At 64.3% G+C, this 17,663-nt stretch carries 19 protein-coding genes and 1 pseudogene; 10 read left to right on the forward strand and 10 right to left on the reverse strand.

Going from position 1 to position 17,663, the window contains the following annotated elements; genetic code table 11:
- The first annotated feature begins 44 nt into the window (after positions 1 to 44).
- Both ACYUME_RS22770 and ACYUME_RS22775 read left to right on the forward strand, forming a co-directional pair.
- A complete protein-coding gene (locus tag ACYUME_RS22770; RefSeq protein WP_460417007.1) occupies positions 45 to 950 on the forward strand; it encodes a LysR family transcriptional regulator in 906 nt (301 codons plus the stop codon).
- A 104-nt stretch (positions 951 to 1,054) separates the two neighbouring features.
- Positions 1,055 to 1,492 (forward strand): cupin domain-containing protein, encoded by a 438-nt coding sequence (locus tag ACYUME_RS22775; RefSeq protein WP_460417009.1) that lies wholly within the window; start codon positions 1,055 to 1,057, stop codon positions 1,490 to 1,492.
- A gap of 118 nt (positions 1,493 to 1,610) precedes the next feature.
- Here the strand turns inward: ACYUME_RS22775 and pcaG are convergent, their stop codons facing one another.
- Both pcaG and pcaH read right to left on the reverse strand, forming a co-directional pair.
- Positions 1,611 to 2,216 (reverse strand): protocatechuate 3,4-dioxygenase subunit alpha, encoded by a 606-nt coding sequence (gene pcaG / locus ACYUME_RS22780; protein ID WP_460417010.1) that lies wholly within the window; start codon positions 2,214 to 2,216, stop codon positions 1,611 to 1,613.
- A gap of 11 nt (positions 2,217 to 2,227) precedes the next feature.
- Positions 2,228 to 2,947, reverse strand: a complete 720-nt coding sequence (pcaH, locus tag ACYUME_RS22785; protein ID WP_279887628.1) for a protocatechuate 3,4-dioxygenase subunit beta — start codon at positions 2,945 to 2,947, stop codon at positions 2,228 to 2,230.
- Positions 2,948 to 3,122: 175 nt separating this feature from the next.
- Between pcaH and ypfJ the strand changes: the two genes are divergently transcribed.
- The 3 genes and pseudogenes from ypfJ to ACYUME_RS22800 all read left to right on the forward strand — a co-directional run bounded on the left by ypfJ (position 3,123) and on the right by ACYUME_RS22800 (position 6,164).
- Complete coding sequence (gene ypfJ / locus ACYUME_RS22790) at positions 3,123 to 4,010, forward strand: KPN_02809 family neutral zinc metallopeptidase (RefSeq protein ID WP_460417011.1); 888 nt, start codon at positions 3,123 to 3,125, stop codon at positions 4,008 to 4,010.
- A 369-nt stretch (positions 4,011 to 4,379) separates the two neighbouring features.
- A pseudogene (locus tag ACYUME_RS22795) lies at positions 4,380 to 5,261 on the forward strand (methyl-accepting chemotaxis protein); the annotation flags it as partial.
- A gap of 198 nt (positions 5,262 to 5,459) precedes the next feature.
- A complete protein-coding gene (locus tag ACYUME_RS22800; RefSeq protein WP_460419432.1) occupies positions 5,460 to 6,164 on the forward strand; it encodes a methyl-accepting chemotaxis protein in 705 nt (234 codons plus the stop codon).
- 79 nt (positions 6,165 to 6,243) lie between these two features.
- Here ACYUME_RS22800 and ggt read toward each other — a convergent pair whose 3' ends face one another.
- From ggt to ACYUME_RS22815, 3 genes are all read right to left on the reverse strand, one after another.
- On the reverse strand, positions 6,244 to 7,911 hold the full coding sequence (gene ggt, locus ACYUME_RS22805) for a gamma-glutamyltransferase (protein ID WP_460417012.1): 1,668 nt from the start codon (positions 7,909 to 7,911) through the stop codon (positions 6,244 to 6,246).
- A gap of 118 nt (positions 7,912 to 8,029) precedes the next feature.
- Positions 8,030 to 8,926 carry a LysR family transcriptional regulator gene (locus ACYUME_RS22810; protein ID WP_460417014.1) on the reverse strand — a complete coding sequence of 299 codons (897 nt, stop codon included), beginning with the start codon at positions 8,924 to 8,926 and terminating at the stop codon, positions 8,030 to 8,032.
- Positions 8,927 to 9,069: 143 nt separating this feature from the next.
- Positions 9,070 to 9,660, reverse strand: coding sequence for an NADPH:quinone oxidoreductase MdaB (locus ACYUME_RS22815; protein ID WP_279886758.1), 591 nt, complete (start codon positions 9,658 to 9,660; stop codon positions 9,070 to 9,072).
- A gap of 160 nt (positions 9,661 to 9,820) precedes the next feature.
- On the opposite strand from ACYUME_RS22815, the gene ACYUME_RS22820 reads away from it, so the two are divergent.
- The gene (locus ACYUME_RS22820; RefSeq protein ID WP_279886754.1) at positions 9,821 to 10,135 is read left to right on the forward strand and encodes a putative quinol monooxygenase; all 315 of its coding nucleotides are present in this window, start codon (positions 9,821 to 9,823) and stop codon (positions 10,133 to 10,135) included.
- Here the strand turns inward: ACYUME_RS22820 and ACYUME_RS22825 are convergent.
- Positions 10,125 to 10,889, reverse strand: a complete 765-nt coding sequence (locus tag ACYUME_RS22825) for a sulfite exporter TauE/SafE family protein (RefSeq protein ID WP_460417016.1) — start codon at positions 10,887 to 10,889, stop codon at positions 10,125 to 10,127. The two genes, ACYUME_RS22820 and ACYUME_RS22825, sit on opposite strands and share 11 nt — an antisense overlap.
- 77 nt (positions 10,890 to 10,966) lie before the next feature.
- On the opposite strand from ACYUME_RS22825, the gene ACYUME_RS22830 reads away from it, so the two are divergent.
- Positions 10,967 to 11,854, forward strand: a complete 888-nt coding sequence (locus tag ACYUME_RS22830) for a LysR family transcriptional regulator (protein WP_460417018.1) — start codon at positions 10,967 to 10,969, stop codon at positions 11,852 to 11,854.
- 21 nt (positions 11,855 to 11,875) lie between these two features.
- Here ACYUME_RS22830 and ACYUME_RS22835 read toward each other — a convergent pair whose 3' ends face one another.
- Both ACYUME_RS22835 and ACYUME_RS22840 read right to left on the reverse strand, forming a co-directional pair.
- Complete coding sequence (locus ACYUME_RS22835) at positions 11,876 to 12,283, reverse strand: type II toxin-antitoxin system HicB family antitoxin (protein ID WP_279886744.1); 408 nt, start codon at positions 12,281 to 12,283, stop codon at positions 11,876 to 11,878.
- A gap of 56 nt (positions 12,284 to 12,339) precedes the next feature.
- Positions 12,340 to 12,522 (reverse strand): type II toxin-antitoxin system HicA family toxin, encoded by a 183-nt coding sequence (locus tag ACYUME_RS22840; protein WP_460417020.1) that lies wholly within the window; start codon positions 12,520 to 12,522, stop codon positions 12,340 to 12,342.
- A 210-nt stretch (positions 12,523 to 12,732) separates the two neighbouring features.
- Here ACYUME_RS22840 and ACYUME_RS22845 point away from each other — a divergent pair, with 210 nt between their 5' ends.
- Both ACYUME_RS22845 and ACYUME_RS22850 read left to right on the forward strand, forming a co-directional pair.
- The gene (locus ACYUME_RS22845; protein ID WP_460417022.1) at positions 12,733 to 13,497 is read left to right on the forward strand and encodes an aminoglycoside adenylyltransferase family protein; all 765 of its coding nucleotides are present in this window, start codon (positions 12,733 to 12,735) and stop codon (positions 13,495 to 13,497) included.
- 89 nt (positions 13,498 to 13,586) lie between these two features.
- Positions 13,587 to 13,931, forward strand: coding sequence for a cupin domain-containing protein (locus ACYUME_RS22850; protein WP_023631693.1), 345 nt, complete (start codon positions 13,587 to 13,589; stop codon positions 13,929 to 13,931).
- 197 nt (positions 13,932 to 14,128) lie between these two features.
- On the opposite strand, the gene mmsB is transcribed toward ACYUME_RS22850, so the two are convergent.
- Together mmsB and ACYUME_RS22860 are read right to left on the reverse strand one after the other, a co-directional pair.
- Entirely contained in the window at positions 14,129 to 15,019 is an 891-nt protein-coding gene (gene mmsB, locus ACYUME_RS22855; protein WP_279886733.1) for a 3-hydroxyisobutyrate dehydrogenase, read from the reverse strand.
- A 9-nt stretch (positions 15,020 to 15,028) separates the two neighbouring features.
- On the reverse strand, positions 15,029 to 16,555 hold the full coding sequence (locus ACYUME_RS22860; protein ID WP_279886730.1) for a CoA-acylating methylmalonate-semialdehyde dehydrogenase: 1,527 nt from the start codon (positions 16,553 to 16,555) through the stop codon (positions 15,029 to 15,031).
- A 134-nt stretch (positions 16,556 to 16,689) separates the two neighbouring features.
- Here ACYUME_RS22860 and ACYUME_RS22865 point away from each other — a divergent pair, with 134 nt between their 5' ends.
- Positions 16,690 to 17,640: a LysR family transcriptional regulator gene (locus ACYUME_RS22865; protein ID WP_460417025.1), complete on the forward strand. Its 951-nt coding sequence runs from the start codon at positions 16,690 to 16,692 to the stop codon at positions 17,638 to 17,640.
- The last annotated feature ends 23 nt before the right edge of the window (positions 17,641 to 17,663 follow it).

The raw sequence follows: 17,663 nt of genomic DNA on the forward strand, positions 1-17,663 counted from the left end.
GGGCCGCCATGGCCCCGCCACTCGCCATCAGGAGCGATGTACCGATGGATCAGTTGAGCGCCATGCACACCTTCCGCCGGGTCGTCGACCTCGGCAGCTTCAGCGCAGCGGCCAGCCAGGCAGGCATTTCCCATACCGTGCTGTCGCGCCAGGTGAAGAACCTCGAGCGCCATCTCGGCACCCAGTTGCTCAACCGCACGACCCGCCGCCTGCAATTGACCGAGGCCGGCGCGCTGTTCTACCGCCATTGCGTGCAGATCCTCGAGCAGATGCAGGCGATGACCCTGGAGTTGTCCGAGCACCAGCGACAACCCACCGGTACCTTGCGCCTGGGCGTGGCCACTGCGTTCGGCGAACTGGAGCTAGGGCGCTGGTTGCCGGATTTCGTCCAACGCCACGAACAGCTGCAGATCGAGTTGCACTGCAGTGACCGCTTCATCGATCTGCTCGAAGAAGACATCGACGTCTGCCTGAGGGTTACCGACCACTTACCCGACTCCAGCCTGGTCGCACGCCAGTTGGCGGTCAGCGAAGTGGTGCTGGTGTCCGCCCCCGGTTACCTGGAACGGCACGGCGTCCCAGCCACCCCCGATGAGCTCGCCACCCACCCACTGCTTGGCTTCAACCAACTGCTGCATCCACAACGCCTCCAGCTCACCGGCCCCAGTGGCGAGCGACAAGACGTACTGATGCCCCGGCGCCTGAGTGCCAACTCGCCCATCGCCCTGCGCGCGGCAGCCATTGGTGGACTTGGCATCGCCAGCTTCGATCGATTCATCGTCCACGATGCCCTGCGCGACGGGCGCCTGGTGCCCGTGCTGAAGGAGTGGACCCTGCCGTCACGCAGCCTTTACGCCGTCTACCCGCAAAGCCGCTACCTCGCGCCCAAGGTGCGGGCATTGCTCGACTATGCGCAGGCTTACTATGCCGAGCCACGCTGGCTGAGCTGATATGTGCTTTTTATGCACAGGTCATGGCTTACACATGGCGTATTTGTGCATGGTGTGAACGTTTAACCTTCGCCGCACAGTCAATTGGCGAAGGAGCCTCCCCCATGAAAGCACTGCACGCGATGTTCGCCGGCCTGACGATGGCCGCGCTTGCCACCACCGCCAACGCCACTGGCGAGAAGCTGGTCTCGGTTCCGGACAGCGCCACCCTGCAATGGCAGGCCGTAAGCGGCACCCAAGGCGCCGTCAGCTACGCCAATGTCGAAGGCGACCTGTTCGGCAATGGCCCGTACTCGGCCTACGTGAAATTCCGCAAAGGCACCGACAACGGCCTGCACACCCACAGCCAGACGCTGCCGACCGTGGTGCTGAGCGGTACTTTCTATGCGGTGATCGATGGCAAGCGAGTGGAATATCCGGCCGGGTCCTACTACAAGCTGCCGGCGAACCTGGTGCATGAAAGTGGTTGCACGGCGGCTGCCGACTGCCTGCTGTTCCAGTACCAGGCGGACGCCTTCGACCTGAACCCGGTCAAGGGCTGAGCCGACCTCCTCTCTTCACCCCTTCGCGGGCAAGCCCGCTCCCACAAGTAGCAGTCCTGTGGGAGCGGGCTTGCCCGCGAAGGGGCTCCATTGGTTCAACCGCGGGCATTGGACTCGATCAGAAGTCGAAGAACACCGTCTCCCCTTCCCCCTGAATACGGATATCGAAGCGATACGCCGTCTTCCCCTCCACCTCACAGCGTCTGGCGATCAGCGTCTCGCGTCGCTGCGGCTGTTCGATCAGGTTGAGCACCGGACACTTGGCATTCGCCTCGCCCTCGTCATCGAAGTACAGCCGCGTATGCAGGTGGATGTTGATCCCCCGGGCAAACAGACTGATGTTGATGTGCGGCGCCATCGGCACGCCTGCGGCATTGTTTACCACGCCAGGCTTGACCGTATGCAGGGTCCACTCGCCGGCATCGAAGGTGGTGGCGGTGCGACCGAAGCTGTTGAACGCGTTCTCGAGGTTGTACTCATCCTGATACAGGCCGTTGGCATCGGCCTGCCAGACCTCCAGGAACGAGTCGCGCACCAGGTGCCCGTTGCCGTCGTAGACCTGGCCGACAATCAGGATGTGCTCGCCCGGCGCGTCGGGCATGGCCAGTCGATTCCAGATTTCCTGGTCGCGGGTCGGGTTGCCGGCCGCCTCCAGGGCGAGGCCGATGTGCACGTAAGGGCCGGCGGTCTGCGAAGGCGTTTCCGGCAGCAGTTCGATAGGCATGACGGGCCTCCTCAGCGGTTTTCGAAGTGGGTCTGGCGTTGGCCGCGCAGCACGATGTCGAAGCGGTAGGCCAGGCAATCCATCGGGTTGGCGTGGCTCATGTCGAGCTTGGCGATCAACCGTTGCACGGCCTCGGGGTTGGCGATCGACTTGACGATCGGGCACAGCGGAATCAGCGGGTCTCCCTCGAAATACAGCTGGGTGATCAGCTTGGTCGCGATCGACGGGCCGCTGATGGAGAAGTGGATATGTGCCGGGCGCCAGTCGTTGGGGCCATTGCGCCACGGGTACGGTCCGGGCTTGATGGTGCGGAAGCTGTAGTAGCCGTCGCGGTCGGTGAGGCAGCGGCCGACGCCGCCGAAGTTCGGATCCAGTGGCGCCAGGTAGCGGTCGTTCTTGTGCCGGTAACGACCACCGGCATTGGCCTGCCACATCTCCACCAAAGTGTTGGGCACGGGTTTGCCGTACTGGTCGACGACCCGGCCGGCGACGATGATGCGCTCACCGATCGGCAAGCCGCCATGGTTGAAATTGAGCAGCAGGTCGTGATCGTGCTCGGCGAAGCGCAGATGGGAAAAGTCCGGGCCGGTACTTTCGCTGATCGATTGCGGGATGCTGACCAACGCCTGGCGCGGTGAACGCGCCACCGAGGTCTTGTAGTCGGGGGTGAAAGCCTTGGGGTGCCAGTTGCGATCACGGATCACGAAGCGGCTGGTGTCCTGGGCAGGCATGCCGGTTTCCTCTCTTGGATTTATGGCTTGCAGTTTCCGGTAGGTCCGCTGGGATGAATATTGAAATCGACGGTCACAGGCATAACCATTTGGTTATGTTTCAGCGAGCAGGCGACGGTCTGGGCGACGCTGAACTAATCTTTGACTTCATGTTTCACAAACCGGAGAGCTCTACATGGAATGGCGAAAAGGCCGACGCAGCGACAACGTGGTCGATGCCCGCGGTGAAGGGGGCGGCGGCGGTGGCATGCGCTTCGGCGGCGGCAAGGGCCTGGGGCTGGGCGCCATCCTGCTGATCGTCGGCATTGGCTGGCTCACCGGGCAGGACCCGCTGCAGATCCTCGGCCAGCTGGCCGGGCAGATGGAGCAGCAGCAAACGGCCCCAGCCAATGTCGGCAGCAAGGCACCACCGGCCAACGACGAACAGGCCGAATTCGTCGCCTCGATCCTGGGCGACACCGAGGACACCTGGAAGGCGCTGTTCGCCCAGGCCGACAAGCAGTACCGCGATCCCAAGCTGGTGCTGTTCAGCGGCCAGGTCAGCTCCGCCTGCGGCTTCGCCTCGTCGGCGGTAGGACCGTTCTATTGCCCGGGCGATCAGCGCGTGTACCTGGACATGACGTTCTTCCGGGAAATGGAAACCCGCTTCAAGGCTGCCGGCGACTTCGCCCAGGCCTACGTGATCGCCCACGAGATCGGCCACCATGTACAGACCCTGCTCGGCGTCTCGGCCAAGGTCGACGCGGCGCGCCGCAGTGGCCAGCGCATGGAGGGCGACAATGGCTTGCTGGTGCGTCAGGAGCTGCAGGCCGACTGCCTCGCCGGGGTCTGGGCCTATCAGGCGCAGAAGCGCTTGAACTGGCTGGAGCCAGGGGACGTGGAAGAGGCGCTGAACGCCGCCAACGCCATCGGCGATGACCGGCTGCAGCAACAGGGCCAGGGCCGCGTAGTGCCCGACTCGTTCACCCATGGCACTTCGCAGCAGCGGGTACGCTGGTTCAAGGCCGGGTTCTCCAGTGGCGATGTCAACCAGTGCGACACGTTCAGCGCGCGTAGCCTCTGAGATTTCCAGGTCGCTTCACGCCCGATTCGCGGACAAGCCCGCGAATGGGCGGCGAAGCGCCCTTGCCACCTCTAAAAAGCAAACGTTTTCAGTAGCTTACAAATTTGCTGAAAAAGCGTTTCAGCTTCTCCCGGTCTTGCCGATAAGTCCTACACAAATCTGCGGGCCCTCTGACAAAAACAACGCCCAGCGATTGAGATCAAGTGAGCGAAATCATTTTCTGGGAGAGCGTGCATGAACAGCTGGTTCGCCAATATCAGCGTCAACCTCAAACTCGGCCTGGGCTTCGGCCTGGTGCTGGTACTGACCGGGCTTCTGGCCCTGACCGGCTGGACCAGCCTGGGCAGCCTGATCAACCGCAGCAACTGGATGAGCGACATCACCCAGCTCAACAGTGACCTGACCAACCTGCGCGTCGCCCGTCTGCAGTGGATGCTGACCAATGGCGACGACGCCTCGGCGGCCAATGTCCAGGCCAAGCTCGACGCCTTCGGCAACCAGCAGCAGCACCTGCTCAACACCTTCAAGAGCCCGGAGAACCTCAAGCTGCTGCGCGAGCAGGGCCAGAGCATCGGTGAATACCGGGTTTCGCTGGAGAAAATGCGCCAGGGCTACAAGGCCACCCTCGCCGCCCGCGAATCGATGAACCAGGCCGCCGCCCGCGCCAACGACGCCATCGAAGCGATCAGCAGCGCCGTGCTGTCGGGTACCGATAGCGACGCCAACCGCCTGGCCCAGTACCTGCTGATCAGCAAGGCCAAGCAGCAACTGGTACAGGTGCGCCTGGACGTGCGCAGCTACATCGCCGACCTGACCAGCGAGGCCGAACAGGCCGCCCTGCGCCAGCTGGAGAACGCCCTGGGCGAGATCGACAGCCTCAAGCGCCAGCTGCCGACCGAGGCCTCGCGGATCCAGCAATTCGAAAGCGCCGTGATGGCCTACCGCGACGCCGTGCGCCAGTTCCGCGACGCCACCGCCGCCATCGGCGTGGCTCGTGCCGAGATGACCGTGCAAGGCGCCGACATCGTCAAGCGCAGCGACGACCTGTACAAGATCCAGATCGAGCGCCGCGACGACGAGAGCGTCCAGGCCCGCAGCCTGCAGACCGCGGCGACCCTGCTGGCCCTGCTGGTCGGCGTGCTGGCCGCGTTCATCATCACCCGCCAGATCACCCGTCCGTTGCGCGAAACCATGGACGTGGTGAACAAGATCGCCAGCGGCGACCTCACCCAGAACCTGCGCGTCACCCGCCGCGACGAGCTGGGCGCCCTGCAGCAAGGCATCGCGCGCATGGGCACCACCCTGCGCGACCTGATCACCGGCATCCGCGACGGTGTCACCCAGATCGCCAGCGCCGCCGAGGAACTGTCGGCGGTGACCGAGCAGACCAGCGCTGGCGCCAACAGCCAGAAGGTCGAGACCGACCAGGTGGCCACCGCCATGCACGAGATGGCCGCTACCGTTCAGGAAGTTGCGCGCAACGCCGAACAAGCCTCCCATGCGGCGACCAATGCCGACGACGAAGCCCGCGTCGGCGACAAGGTGGTCGGCGAGGCCATCAGCCAGATCGAGCGCCTGGCCAACGAAGTGCATCGTTCCACCGAGGCGATGACCCTGCTGCAGCAGGAGAGCCAGAAGATCGGCAGCGTCATGGACGTGATCAAGTCGGTGGCCGAGCAGACCAACCTGCTGGCGCTCAACGCCGCCATCGAAGCGGCTCGCGCGGGTGAAGCCGGTCGTGGCTTCGCCGTGGTGGCCGACGAGGTCCGTGGCCTGGCCCAGCGCACCCAGCAGTCCACCGAGGAGATCGAAGGCCTGATCGCCAGCCTGCAGCACGGCACCCAGCAGGTCGCCGAAGTGATGAACGGCAGCCGCAGCCTGACCGACAGCAGCGTCGAGCTGGCCCGCAAGGCCGGTGACTCGCTGGAGAACATCACCCGCACGGTGTCGAACATCCAGTCGATGAACCAGCAGATCGCCGCCGCCGCCGAGCAGCAGAGCGCCGTGGCCGAGGAGATCAGCCGCAGCATCCTGAATGTGCGCGATGTGTCGGAGCAGACCGCCACCGCCAGTGACGAGACCGCGGCGTCCAGCGTCGAGCTGGCGCGCCTGGGTGGTCACCTGCAGACGTTGGTCAGCCAGTTCCGCGTCTGACCCTGTAACGCATCGCGGGGCAAGCCCGCTCCCACCCGTCGTGGGAGCGGGCTTGCCCCGCGATCATTTCAACCCGGTCTTATTTGACGATCATCCCCACCCCGCGCCCACGCGGGTCCGACGCGGTCTCCAGCTTCTCCCCGGTCACCCGGATCGCCTGGATATCGCCCATCTCCCAGCCCTGGTCCTCCAGCACATAGCCCATCTTCTTCAGCTCATCGGCCACTTGCCCTTGCAACGGCGCGTAGCTGTCGTAGTAGATGGTGTCCTTGGGCAGCAACTGATGATGCACGCGCTGGGCCGCTACCGCCTTCTCCAGCGGCATGCCGTAGTCATACAGGTTGTTCATCACCTGGAAGATCGAGGTGAAGATCCGCGAGCCACCCGGCGTGCCCAGCACCAGCACCACCTTGCCATCACGGGTCACCAGGCTCGGGCTCATCGACGAGAGCATGCGCTTGCCCGGCGCGATGGCATTGGCGTCACCGCCGACCACGCCAAAGGCATTGGCCGCCCCCGGCTTGGCACTGAAGTCGTCCATCTCGTCGTTGAGCAGGAAGCCCGCGCCCTTGACCACCACGCCACTGCCGTAGTCGAGGTTGAGGGTGTAGGTGTTGCTCACCGCATTGCCCTGCTTGTCGACGATGGAGAAGTGCGTGGTCTGGTGCGGCTCCAGCCCCGACTTGACCTTGTCGGTCTCGGAAATCGCCTTCGGATTGACCTGGGCGGCGCGCTTGGCCAGGTAGTCCTTGGCGATCAGCTGGTCGACCGGGACCTTTGTGAAAGCCGGGTCGCCGAGATAGTCGGCGCGGTCGGCGAACACACGCTTCTCGATCTCGGCCAACAAGTGAATGTACTGCGCCGAGTTGTGCGCGACGCCCTTGAAGTCCGCCGCGCGGTCTTCCTTGATGCCCAGCAGCTGGGCCAGGGCGACGCCGCCGGAGCTGGGCGGCGGCGCGGTGTAGACCACGTTGCCGCGCCAGTCGATGGCCATCGGGTTGCGCCACAGAGCCTTGTAGTCCTTGAGGTCCTGCTTGGTGATCAGCCCCTTGTCGGCTTGCATCTGCGCCACCAGCAGGTCGGCGGTCTTGCCCTGGTAGAACTCGCTGACGCCCTTGTCGGCGATACGCTCCAGGGTCTGCGCCAGCTCCGGCTGCTTGAACAGCTCGCCGACCTTCATGCTGGCGAAGTAATCGTTGAAGTTGGTCGCGGTCTTGAACAGGCCCAGAGCGTCGTCGCGGTACTGGTACTGCTTCTGGGCGACCTTGAAGCCGTTTTGCGCGTAACCGATGGCCGGGGTCAGCAGCTCGCTCCACTTGAGCTTGCCGAACTTCTGGTGCGCCTCCCACAAGCCCATCACCGTGCCCGGCACGCCGGCGGCGCGGGCGCCGACCAGGCTGAGGTTCTCGATCACCTCGCCCTTGTCATCCAGGTACATGGTCTTGGTGGCCGCCTTCGGCGCCACTTCACGGTAATCGAGGAAGTAGGCTTTGCCGTCGACGAACAGCGTCATGAAGCCACCACCGCCGATGTTGCCGGCTTCGGGGTAGGTCACGGCGAGGGTGAAGGCGGTGGCCACGGCGGCGTCCACCGCATTGCCGCCCTTCTTGAGGATATCGGCGGCCACCTGTGCGCCATATTGATCAGGCGCGGCCACCGCGCCGCCTTCGAGCGTCACCGCAAAGGCAGGGGAACAGCTCAGGATCGCGACCCCGAGAGCCAGGGGCTGGAACATGACAATACGCATGCGCACTTCCTTGGTGTTGTTTTTGTTGATCAGTCATTAAGGCCGAAGCGTTTCGACTAAGCAAACACCGTAGGAAATTTCCGCCGCCAACGGACAGACGCTGTCGCGATCAGGTAACTCAGCAGGCGTAGGCCGCCAGCTTCTTCTGGATGAAATCGAGGAAACACTGGATGCGCAGGGCCAGCTGCGTGTTGCGGTAGTAGACCGCGTGGATTGGCTGGCGGTAACCATTGTTGTGCTCGGCGAGCAGCACCTGCAGACGACCGCTGCGGATATCTTCGTGGGTCATGAAGTGCGACAGGCTGACGATACCCTCGCCGGCCATCGCCAGTTGGCGCAAGGTTTCTCCGCTGGAAGCGAGCAACTGCGGACGGATAGCCCAGCGATCGCCCTCGGCGTGGCGCAACGGCCACAAGTTGAGCGATTCGGGCGCGCTGAAGCCAAGCAGGCAATGGTCATTCAGGTCTTCGACCTTTTCAGGCATGCCATGCCGCGCCAGGTACTCGGGACTGGCGAGGACCTGCACCGGGCTGCACCCCAGCGAACGGGCGTGCAGGCTGGAGTCGGACAGTTCGCCGATGCGGATGGCCACATCGGTGCTCTGCTCCAGCAGGTCGATGATCAGATCGTCGGTATTGAGCTCCAGTTCGATGCCGGGGTACTGGCGGCGAAACTCGCCGATCCACGGCAGGATCGCATGCAGCATGAACGGCGCGGCGGCGTTGATGCGCAGACGCCCGGACGGAGTCTGGCGGTTCATCGACAGGCGCTCTTCCATGTCGTCCATCTGTTCGAGGATGAGCCGCGCACGCTCGAGGAAGAAACGCCCCTCCTCGGTCAGGTCCATGCGTCGGGTGGTGCGGTTGACCAGGGTGGTGCCGAGCTTGCCCTCCAGGCGCGACAAGGTCCGGCTGACGGCCGATGGCGTCTGGCCGATCTGCTCGGCGGCAGCGGAAATCGAGCCGCAATCGATAACGGCGACGAACACCTGGAGTTCTTCGGAGCGAGTTTTCACGCGTGGGGACCTGAATGGGGGATGCCGTGATTGATAGCTGTTGAGCCAGGCATGCGCAAGCAGTAAGTCCATCGCGGGGCAAGCCCGCTCCCACGAGAGTCAGGGCTTCGTGGGAGCGGGCTTGCCCCGCGATGGGACGCGACTCAATGGCCCTTGCCGAACACTTCGTCCAGGTGCTGCTCGTACGCCGCCAGCGCCGCCGGCACATCCGGGCGCTTCATCACATCCACCGCCAGGAAGGTCGGCAGGCCGCTCATGCCGAGGAACTGGTTGGCCTTGTGGAACGGGAAGTACACCGCATCCACGCCCTTGCCCTCGAAGAAATCGGCCGGATCGTCGAATGCCTGCTGCGGTGCGTTCCAGGTCAGCGACAGCATGTACTGCTTGCCCTGGACCAGGCCACCGCTGCCGTACTTCTGCGAAGCGTCCGAGCGGGTGCGGCCATCGTTGGCGTAGAGGCTGCCGTGGCCTGCGGTGAACACCTCGTCGATGTACTTTTTCACGGTCCACGGCGCGCCCATCCACCAGCCCGGCATCTGGTAGATCACCACATCCGCCCAGAGGAATTTCTCTACCTCCTCCTGGATGTCGTAGCCGCCGTCGATGAAGGTTTGCCGTACATCGAAACCGGCACGATCCAGGTGCGCCAGCGCGGCGTCGTGCAGGGTCTGGTTGAGGCGGCCATCGGAGTGAGCGAAGTGCTTGCCGCCGTTGAGCAGGAGAATCTTTTTCATGGAAGGGTCAGCCCTTGAGTGAAGTTGCCGGCAGGTTAGGCATTCACACGCATGGGAAACAGCGGGTCGCGGGCAAAATACATTTGCCTTGATGTCACGAATTGCAAACACATTGTTGATTTAACATAGCGTCAACTTCCATCCGCCAGAGAAACCGCCCATGAGCGAGCAGTACGCCTTCATCCTCAAAGCCAAGACCCGCCCGGAACAATCCGACGCCTTCGAGGCGCTGTTCCGTCAGTACGTCGAGCCAAGCCGACAGGAGCCCGGCTGCATCGAGTACCACATGCTGCGCGACAAGGCCGACCCGAGCCTGTTCGTGTTCTTCGAAGTCTGGGCGAGCAAGGCCGCGCTGGACGTGCATTCGGCCCTGCCACACATGGCCGCGTTCTTCGAACGGCGCATGGACTATCTGGAGCGCGACTTCGATATCCAGATGATCGACATGCTCAGCGCCTCGTCCGCTAACCGTTGATCAACAGGTGCGCTCCCAGCAACGCCAGGCCGGAGAAAAAACAGCGCTTGAACAGCAACGCGCTGATCCGGCCGCGTAACCATTGGCCGGCGAACATACCGGCCAGCGCCGGGAGCACCGCCAGCAACGACGCTCCCAGCGCCTGACCGCCCAACGCATCCTGCCCGGCCAGGCCCACGGCCAGCGCCAAGGTCGAGACGGTGAACGCCAGGCCCAGTGCCTGGATCATCTCGTCGCGGGCCAGACCCAGGCTCTGCAGGTACGGCACCGCTGGCATGACGAACACCCCGGTGGCCGCCGTCACCACACCGGTCACCAGGCCGCACAACGGCCCCAGCCACGCTTCCCACCCGCGAGCCACCCGCAACGCCGGTCCGACCAGGCCGTACAGCGCATACGCCAGCAGTGCTCCGCCCAGCGCATGGATCGCCCATGGGCCGCTGTCGATACCCAACCAGCGGCTGCCGAGCAAGGTACCGACAACGATCATCAGCAACATCGCGCCGAGGCGGCGAATCAGCGCCGGCAAATGACCGCCAGCCGCCAGTTGCCAGAGATTGGTCAGCGTCGAGGGCACGATCAGCAGCGCCGCAGCCTGTGCCGGAGACATAGCCAGCCCCAGCAAGCCCATGGCGATGGTCGGCAGGCCCAGGCCAATCACGCCCTTGACCGCACCGGCCACGAAGAAGGTCATGATCACCAGCAATGACAGTGCTGGGCCGATGTTCTGGTAGAACGCGAGGAAGGTCTTCATGGCGTCATCCTGACCCGCGGCACACGCGTTGAAAATCTGCCATATACTCAGCCAGGCTCTTGCATGGACAGAGGCATATGCATTTCGACCTGACCGACCTCACGCTTTTCCAGCACACCCTCGAGTGCGGCAACATCACCGCGGGCGCCCGGCGCAGCCATCTGTCACTGCCTGCAGCCAGCGCGCGCATTCGCGCCATGGAAGCGTCGCTGGGCATTGCCCTGCTGCAACGCAACCGCCGAGGGGTGACGCCGACCGCCGCCGGGCAGGCGCTTTTGCAGCATGCGCGACTGATCGGCCAGCAGGTGGAGCGCCTGCAGTACGACCTGGGGCAGTACGCCCAGGGCCAGCAAGGCCAGGTGCGCCTGCTGTGCAACACGGCAGCGTTGACCGAGTACCTGCCGGAGCTGCTCGCCGGCTACCTGGCCGAACACCCCGGGGTGAGCATCGATATCCAGGAACTGCCGAGCCTGCGCATCGTCCAGGCGATCACCGAGGGCATGGCGGATCTTGGCGTCGTGTCGAGCGCCGCCCCCATCGAGCACCTGCAGACCCGAGCGTTTCGCGATGATCCATTGGTGCTGGTAATGCCGAACGACCACCCGCTGGGCGACCTCCCCGCAGCGGACTTCAGCGCCAGCCTGGCTTACGGCCATGTGGGGCTTGGCGCCGACAGCGCCCTGGCGTTGCACCTGGAGGAGCGGGCCTTGCACCTCGGGCGCCGAATGCAGGTCCGGGTTCGCGCCGAAGGTTTCGATGGGGTGATCCGAATGGTGGCCGCGGGGGCAGGGGTTGGCGTGGTACCACTGGCAGCGGCGCGTCGCTGGGAAGACGCGTTGCCACTGCGCTGGTTCGCCCTGCAGGAAAGCTGGGCGAATCGGCGCTTGCTGCTGTGCGCCCGGGATTTCACGGCGTTGCCAGGCTACACCGCACTGCTGGTCGAGCGCTTGAGCGGCCCTGCCTGAAACAGGACAGCGCCGCAGGGCTCAATGGGCCACGGCCAGTTCGCGCAGCGCCGCCGAGGCCAGAAAACCGGAGCGCGAGGCGTAACGGTGGTCGCGCTTCACTTTTTCATCGATACGCTGCAGCAGGTTTTCCGGCAGCGTGGCATTGAAACGCACCGCCTTGCCCAGATACGGGGTCACGTCGAAATCCACCACTGCCCAGATTCCGCCTGCGTAATCGGGATTTTCCACATGCTCGTCCACTTCCTGCGCCTGGGGCAGCGGCTCGCCGTCGGCCACCAGCCCTTCGAAATGCAGGGCCAGGGCCTCCTGCACGTTCTCCAGCGCCTGGGAGACACTGCAGCCAGCGGAAAAGCAGCCAGGCACATCGGGTACGGTCACGCCATAGTCGGAGTCTTCGTCCTTGTGCAGCACAACGGGGAATTTCATCGCTTGTCTCCATTGAGTTTCGAGCCGGCATGGCGCCCCGGCCAACGCGGCCGGCCTCATTTCAGGCCCGCCTGTTTCAGAATCCCGTGCATCGTGCCCCGGGGCAGATCGCTTTTCGGGTGGGGCACCGTCACCCGGCCACTCTTGAACGGGTGCCTGAACTGATGATGGCTTCCCTTCACTTCCACTTCGTACCAGCCATCCGCCTCGATGAGCTGGATCACGTCCCTGCTGCGCATTCATCATTCCTTTGGCAGGTGATGTGTAGCCTACACATCAACGTTGGTGAAAACCATGCCAAATACACACTATGCACACCTATGCCGACAAGCGGACGTTTTTCCGCTTTACGCGAGCAATCTCTGGTTCACCAGCAGGAAAGCCGCCCATTGCCGCCGCCGGTATTGCGTCCCCACAATTGCCTGACTTCAGCAGACAGGGCATCCGACGTGCCATCGACAGACCCGCAACTGCACGCAGCCCAGCGACTGCTCAGCCGACACCTGGGCGATCGATTGCTGACGATCCACCTCTACGGTTCGGCCGTGGCCGGTGGCCTCAAGCCCGAGAGCGACCTCGACCTGCTGGTGACCGTGGCGCAACCGCTGGACGAAGCGACGCGCCAGGCGCTGATGCTCGATCTGCTGACTATCTCCGCGCCTCCCGGTACGCTTCCCGACCGGCGAGCGCTCGAAGTGACCGTGCTGGTGCGCGCCGATATTCATCCATGGCGCTATCCGGCCCGCCGTGAACTGCAGTTTGGCGAATGGTTGCGCGCAGCGTTGCTGGCGGGCGAGTTCGAGCCTGCGCAGCTCGACCCCGACCTGGCCATTCTGCTGACCAAGGCGCGCCAGCAAAGTATCGCCCTGCTCGGGCGGAACGCCGCCGACTGGTTTGACCCGGTGCCTGGCGCCGATATGGCACAAGCCTTTCGCGATACCCTTGCGCAATGGAATACCCACGACGACTGGAGCGGCGACGAGCGCACCGTGGTCCTGGCGCTGGCACGCATCTGGTACAGCCTGGCAACCGGGAAGATCGCGGCCAAGGATGTGGCAGCCGGCTGGCTGTTACCACGCCTGCCCGCAGCCCATCGCACGGTGCTGGCCAATGCCCGCGCCGCCTACCTCGGCGAGGCCACGGAACAGCTGGCGGCCTGGCCTGAACCGGTGGCCGCGTTCATTCACTATTGCAAGACCCATATCCCGGCATAGCGCGCGCAGACAGCTGGACGTCGAGCCTGGGCAACTGCACGCGTGGCGTTGGTCCTATGGTGATGCGTCACCTTACCTGGAGCCACGTCATGTCCGATTTCATCACCGTCCTGCGCGAAACCTGCCCGACCCCGGTGGTCGACGCGACCAAGTGGAAACGCATCGGCGGCGACCCGCACACCGTCAATCTCAATGCCTACCTGTCCGCCGACGGTAGCAAGATCATGGGCACCTGGATCTGCACGCCGGGCAAGTTCGAGGTCAACTACGAGAAGTGGGAGTACTGCCATTTCCTCGACGGTTACTGCATCGTCACCCCGGAAGGCGAGGAGCCGAAACACCTGAAGGCGGGCGACGTGTTCGTCATCGAACCAGGAATGAAAGGCACCTGGGAAGTGGTCGAGACGGTGCGCAAGTACTTCGTCTTCGCCTGATCCGGTGGGAGCGGGCTTGCCCCGCGCTGCGTACTGTCGCAAAACATGACTGCTCGAGCAGATGGCATCGCGGGGCAAGCCCGCTCCCACGCCCCCACAGCTGGCCATAAAAAAATCGCGAACCTGATGTCCCTTCCCCAAGGTGCGCAGTTACAAGGGGAAGGGCCACCCGGCCCGCGATCAAGCCCACTCGCTCGTCAATCCTTCTTGCGATACCCCTCGACGATCGCCGAGAAATCCTTGCCACCCTCGCCACGCAAGCTCATCGCCTGGTACAGCTGCTGAGCCACGGCACCGAGAATCACCGGCTGGTGCGCCTGACGCGCCGCCTCGGTGGCCAGCCCCAGATCCTTGAGCATCAGCTCGGCGCCGAAGCCGCCGGTATAGCCACGCGAGGCCGGGGCGGTCTCGATGATGCCTGGCCAGGGGTTGTAGGTATCCGAACTCCAGCACCGCCCGGTGGAACTGTTGATGATCCCGGCCAGCACCTTGGTATCGATGCCCAGCGCGTTGCCCAAGGCCATGGCCTCGGACACACCGATCATCGAGATGCCCAGCAGCAGGTTGTTGCAGATCTTGGCGATCTGCCCGGTACCGACCTCGCCGCAGTGCACGATATTGCGGCCCATCTGCTCCAATACTGGCTTGAGCGTGGCGAACAGCTCGGCGCTGGCGCCGACCATGAAGGTCAGGGTGCCCGCCGCCGCGCCACCGGTACCACCGGAAACCGGCGCATCGCCCATGTCGATGCCCTTGGCTGCGGCAGCCTTGGAGACATCACGGGCGGTCTGCGGATCGATGGTGCTGCAGTCCACGGTCGGGGTGCCGGGGCGGATGCCGGCCAGCACGCCGGTTTCTTCATCCAGGTACACGCCGCGCACATGGGCGGCGGCCGGCAACATGGTGATCACCAGCTCGCTGTTGGCGGCGGCGTCCTTCGGCGAGGTGCTGACCTGGCCACCCAGCTCGGCGAGTTCCGCCAGCACGGTCTTGTTCAGGTCGAACAGGTTCAGCTGGTGCCCGGCCTTGATCAGGTTGCGGGCCATGGGCGCGCCCATGTTGCCCAGGCCGATGAATGCGATACGCATGACTTCTCCTTAGCGCAGGCTGATGGTGGTGTTCACACCGTCATTGACGCTGTCGTCGTCGAACCAGCGGGCGGTGACGGTCTTGGTCTGAGTGTAGAACTGCACCACTTGCTTGCCGTAGGGGCCGAGGTCGCCGAGCTTGGAGCCGCGCGAGCCGGTGAAGCTGAAGAACGGCACCGGTACCGGAATCGGGATGTTGATGCCGACCTGGCCGATATCGATCTCGCTCTGGAACTTGCGCGCCGCCGCGCCGCTCTGGGTGAACAGCCCGGTGCCGTTGCCGAAGGGATTGGCGTTGACCAGGGCGATGGCTTCGTCGAGGGTATCGACCTCCAGGGTCACCAGCACTGGCCCGAAGATTTCCTGGGTGTAGATCTGCATGTCGGTCTTCACCCCAGAGAACAGGGTCGGGCCGACGAAGTTGCCCTGCTCGTAGCCCTGCACCTTCACGTCACGACCATCGAGCTCCAGCTTGGCGCCTTCCTGGATACCGCTTTCGATCAGGCCCAGCACACGCTCCTTGGCGCGCTTGGAAACCACCGGGCCGACGTCGGTGCCCGGCTCGTTGCCGGCGTTGACCTTGAGCTTGCTCGCGGCGTCCTTGATATCCGGCAACCATTCGCGGGCCTTGCCCACCAGCACCGCCACGGAAGTGGCCATGCACCGCTGGCCAGCCGCGCCGAACGCGGCGCCGACCAAGGCGTTGACGGTCTGGGTGCGGTTGGCGTCGGGCAGGATCACCGCGTGGTTCTTGGCGCCCATCATCGACTGCACGCGCTTGCCGTGCTGGCTGCCCAGGTTGTAGACATGGGTGCCGACCTCGGTCGAGCCGACGAACGAGATCGCCTTGATGTCCTTGTGGGTGCAGATCGCGTCTACCACCTGCTTGCCGCCGTGCACCACGTTGAGCACACCGGCAGGGATGCCGGCTTGCAGCGCCAGGTCGACCAGCATCATGGTCGACAGCGGGTCCTGCTCGGACGGCTTGAGCACGAAGGTGTTGCCGCAGACGATGGCCATCGGGAACATCCACAGCGGAATCATCGCCGGGAAGTTGAAGGGGGTGATGCCAGCGCACACACCGATCGGCTGGCGCAGGGTGTAGGTGTCGACACCGCCAGCGACATTCTCGGCGAACTCGCCCATCTGCAGGGTGCCGATGGAGGCGGCGTGCTCGACCACCTCCAGGCCGCGGAAGATATCGCCCTCGGCGTCGGCGATGGTCTTGCCCTGCTCGGCGCTGAGGGTCACGGCGATGCGCTTGCTGTGCTCACGGATCAAGGCCTGCAGCTTGAGCATGATGCGCATGCGCGCGCCGATCGGCGTGTCGCGCCAGGTCTTGAAGGCGCGCTCGGCGGCAGCCACGGCGGCGTCCACTTCCTCGACGGTGGCGAACGGCACACGCGCCAGCACTTGCTGGGTCGCCGGGTTGACGATGTCGCGCCATTCGGTGGTCTTCGATTCGACCCACTGGCCGTCGATCAGCAGCTTGACCTGCTCGACCTTGGTCTGGTCGGGGGTTTGCGGTGCGTTCATCTGCGCTCTCCTTGGAATTGTTGTCGGAACGAAGACGCCTGCTCCCGGCATGGACACGGGGTGGCGCATAGGGGCTGAGATCGAGTATAGATGTGCAAACATCCAACAAGAATGCACAAAAAAACCGGATCATCATGCAAAAAGACCTCACCTCCCTGAGCGCGCTGAACTGGGACGACCTCAAGTTCTTTCTTGAGGTGGCGCGCACCCGCAAGGCCAGCAGCGCGGCCAAGCGCCTGGGCGTGGACTACACCACGGTCTCGCGGCGCATCGCCTCGCTGGAAGGGGCGCTGGGTACCTTGCTGTTCGAGAAATCGCGCACCAATGGCTTCGTCCTCACCACCGAAGGCCAGCGCCTGCTGAGCTACGCCGAGGCGATCGAAAGCACGCTGCACATGGCCTGCGAGCAGGTCTCAGGCTCCGGCGTGGCGTTGTCGGGGCATGTGCGCATGGGCTGCACCGAAGGCTTCGGCAGCTTCTTCGTCACCCCGCAGCTGAGCCATTTCGTCGACGCCTGGCCGGCGATCTCGGTGGACATCCTGCCGTTGCCGCACTTCATCAGCCTGTCCAAGCGCGAGGCCGACATCGTCATCGCCCTGGAGCGCCCCGAGCACGGGCCCTATGTGTGCTGCAAACTGTGCGACTACCGCCTGCGCCTGTATGCCACCCAGGACTACCTGGACCGCCACGCGCCGATCCGCACGGTCGCCGACCTGGCGGGCCATCCGTTCATCAGTTACGTCGACGACCTGGCGTTCAGCTCGGAACTGCTGTACCTGGCCAACCTGATCCCCAACGCCCAGGCCCATCTGCGCAGCACCAGCGTGATCGCCCAGTACACGGCGGCGCTGCAGGGGCGCGGGCTGGCGATCCTGCCGTGCTTCCTGGCCGCGCAGGACCCACGGCTGGTGACGGTGCTGCCGGAGCAGATCGAGGTGACGCGGCAGTTCTGGATGTACTGCCGGGAGGACCTGCGCAAGCTCAAGCGCATCACCCTGTTGTGGGACTACATCCGCGAGGTGACCGAGGCCAATGCGCCGTTGCTGATGGGCGAGACGCGGGAGATGAAGTTCGCTCAGGGTTGAGCGTGCGCATCATCGCGGGGCAA

The sequence above is a fragment of the Pseudomonas sp. microsymbiont 2 genome, from assembly GCF_054788395.1.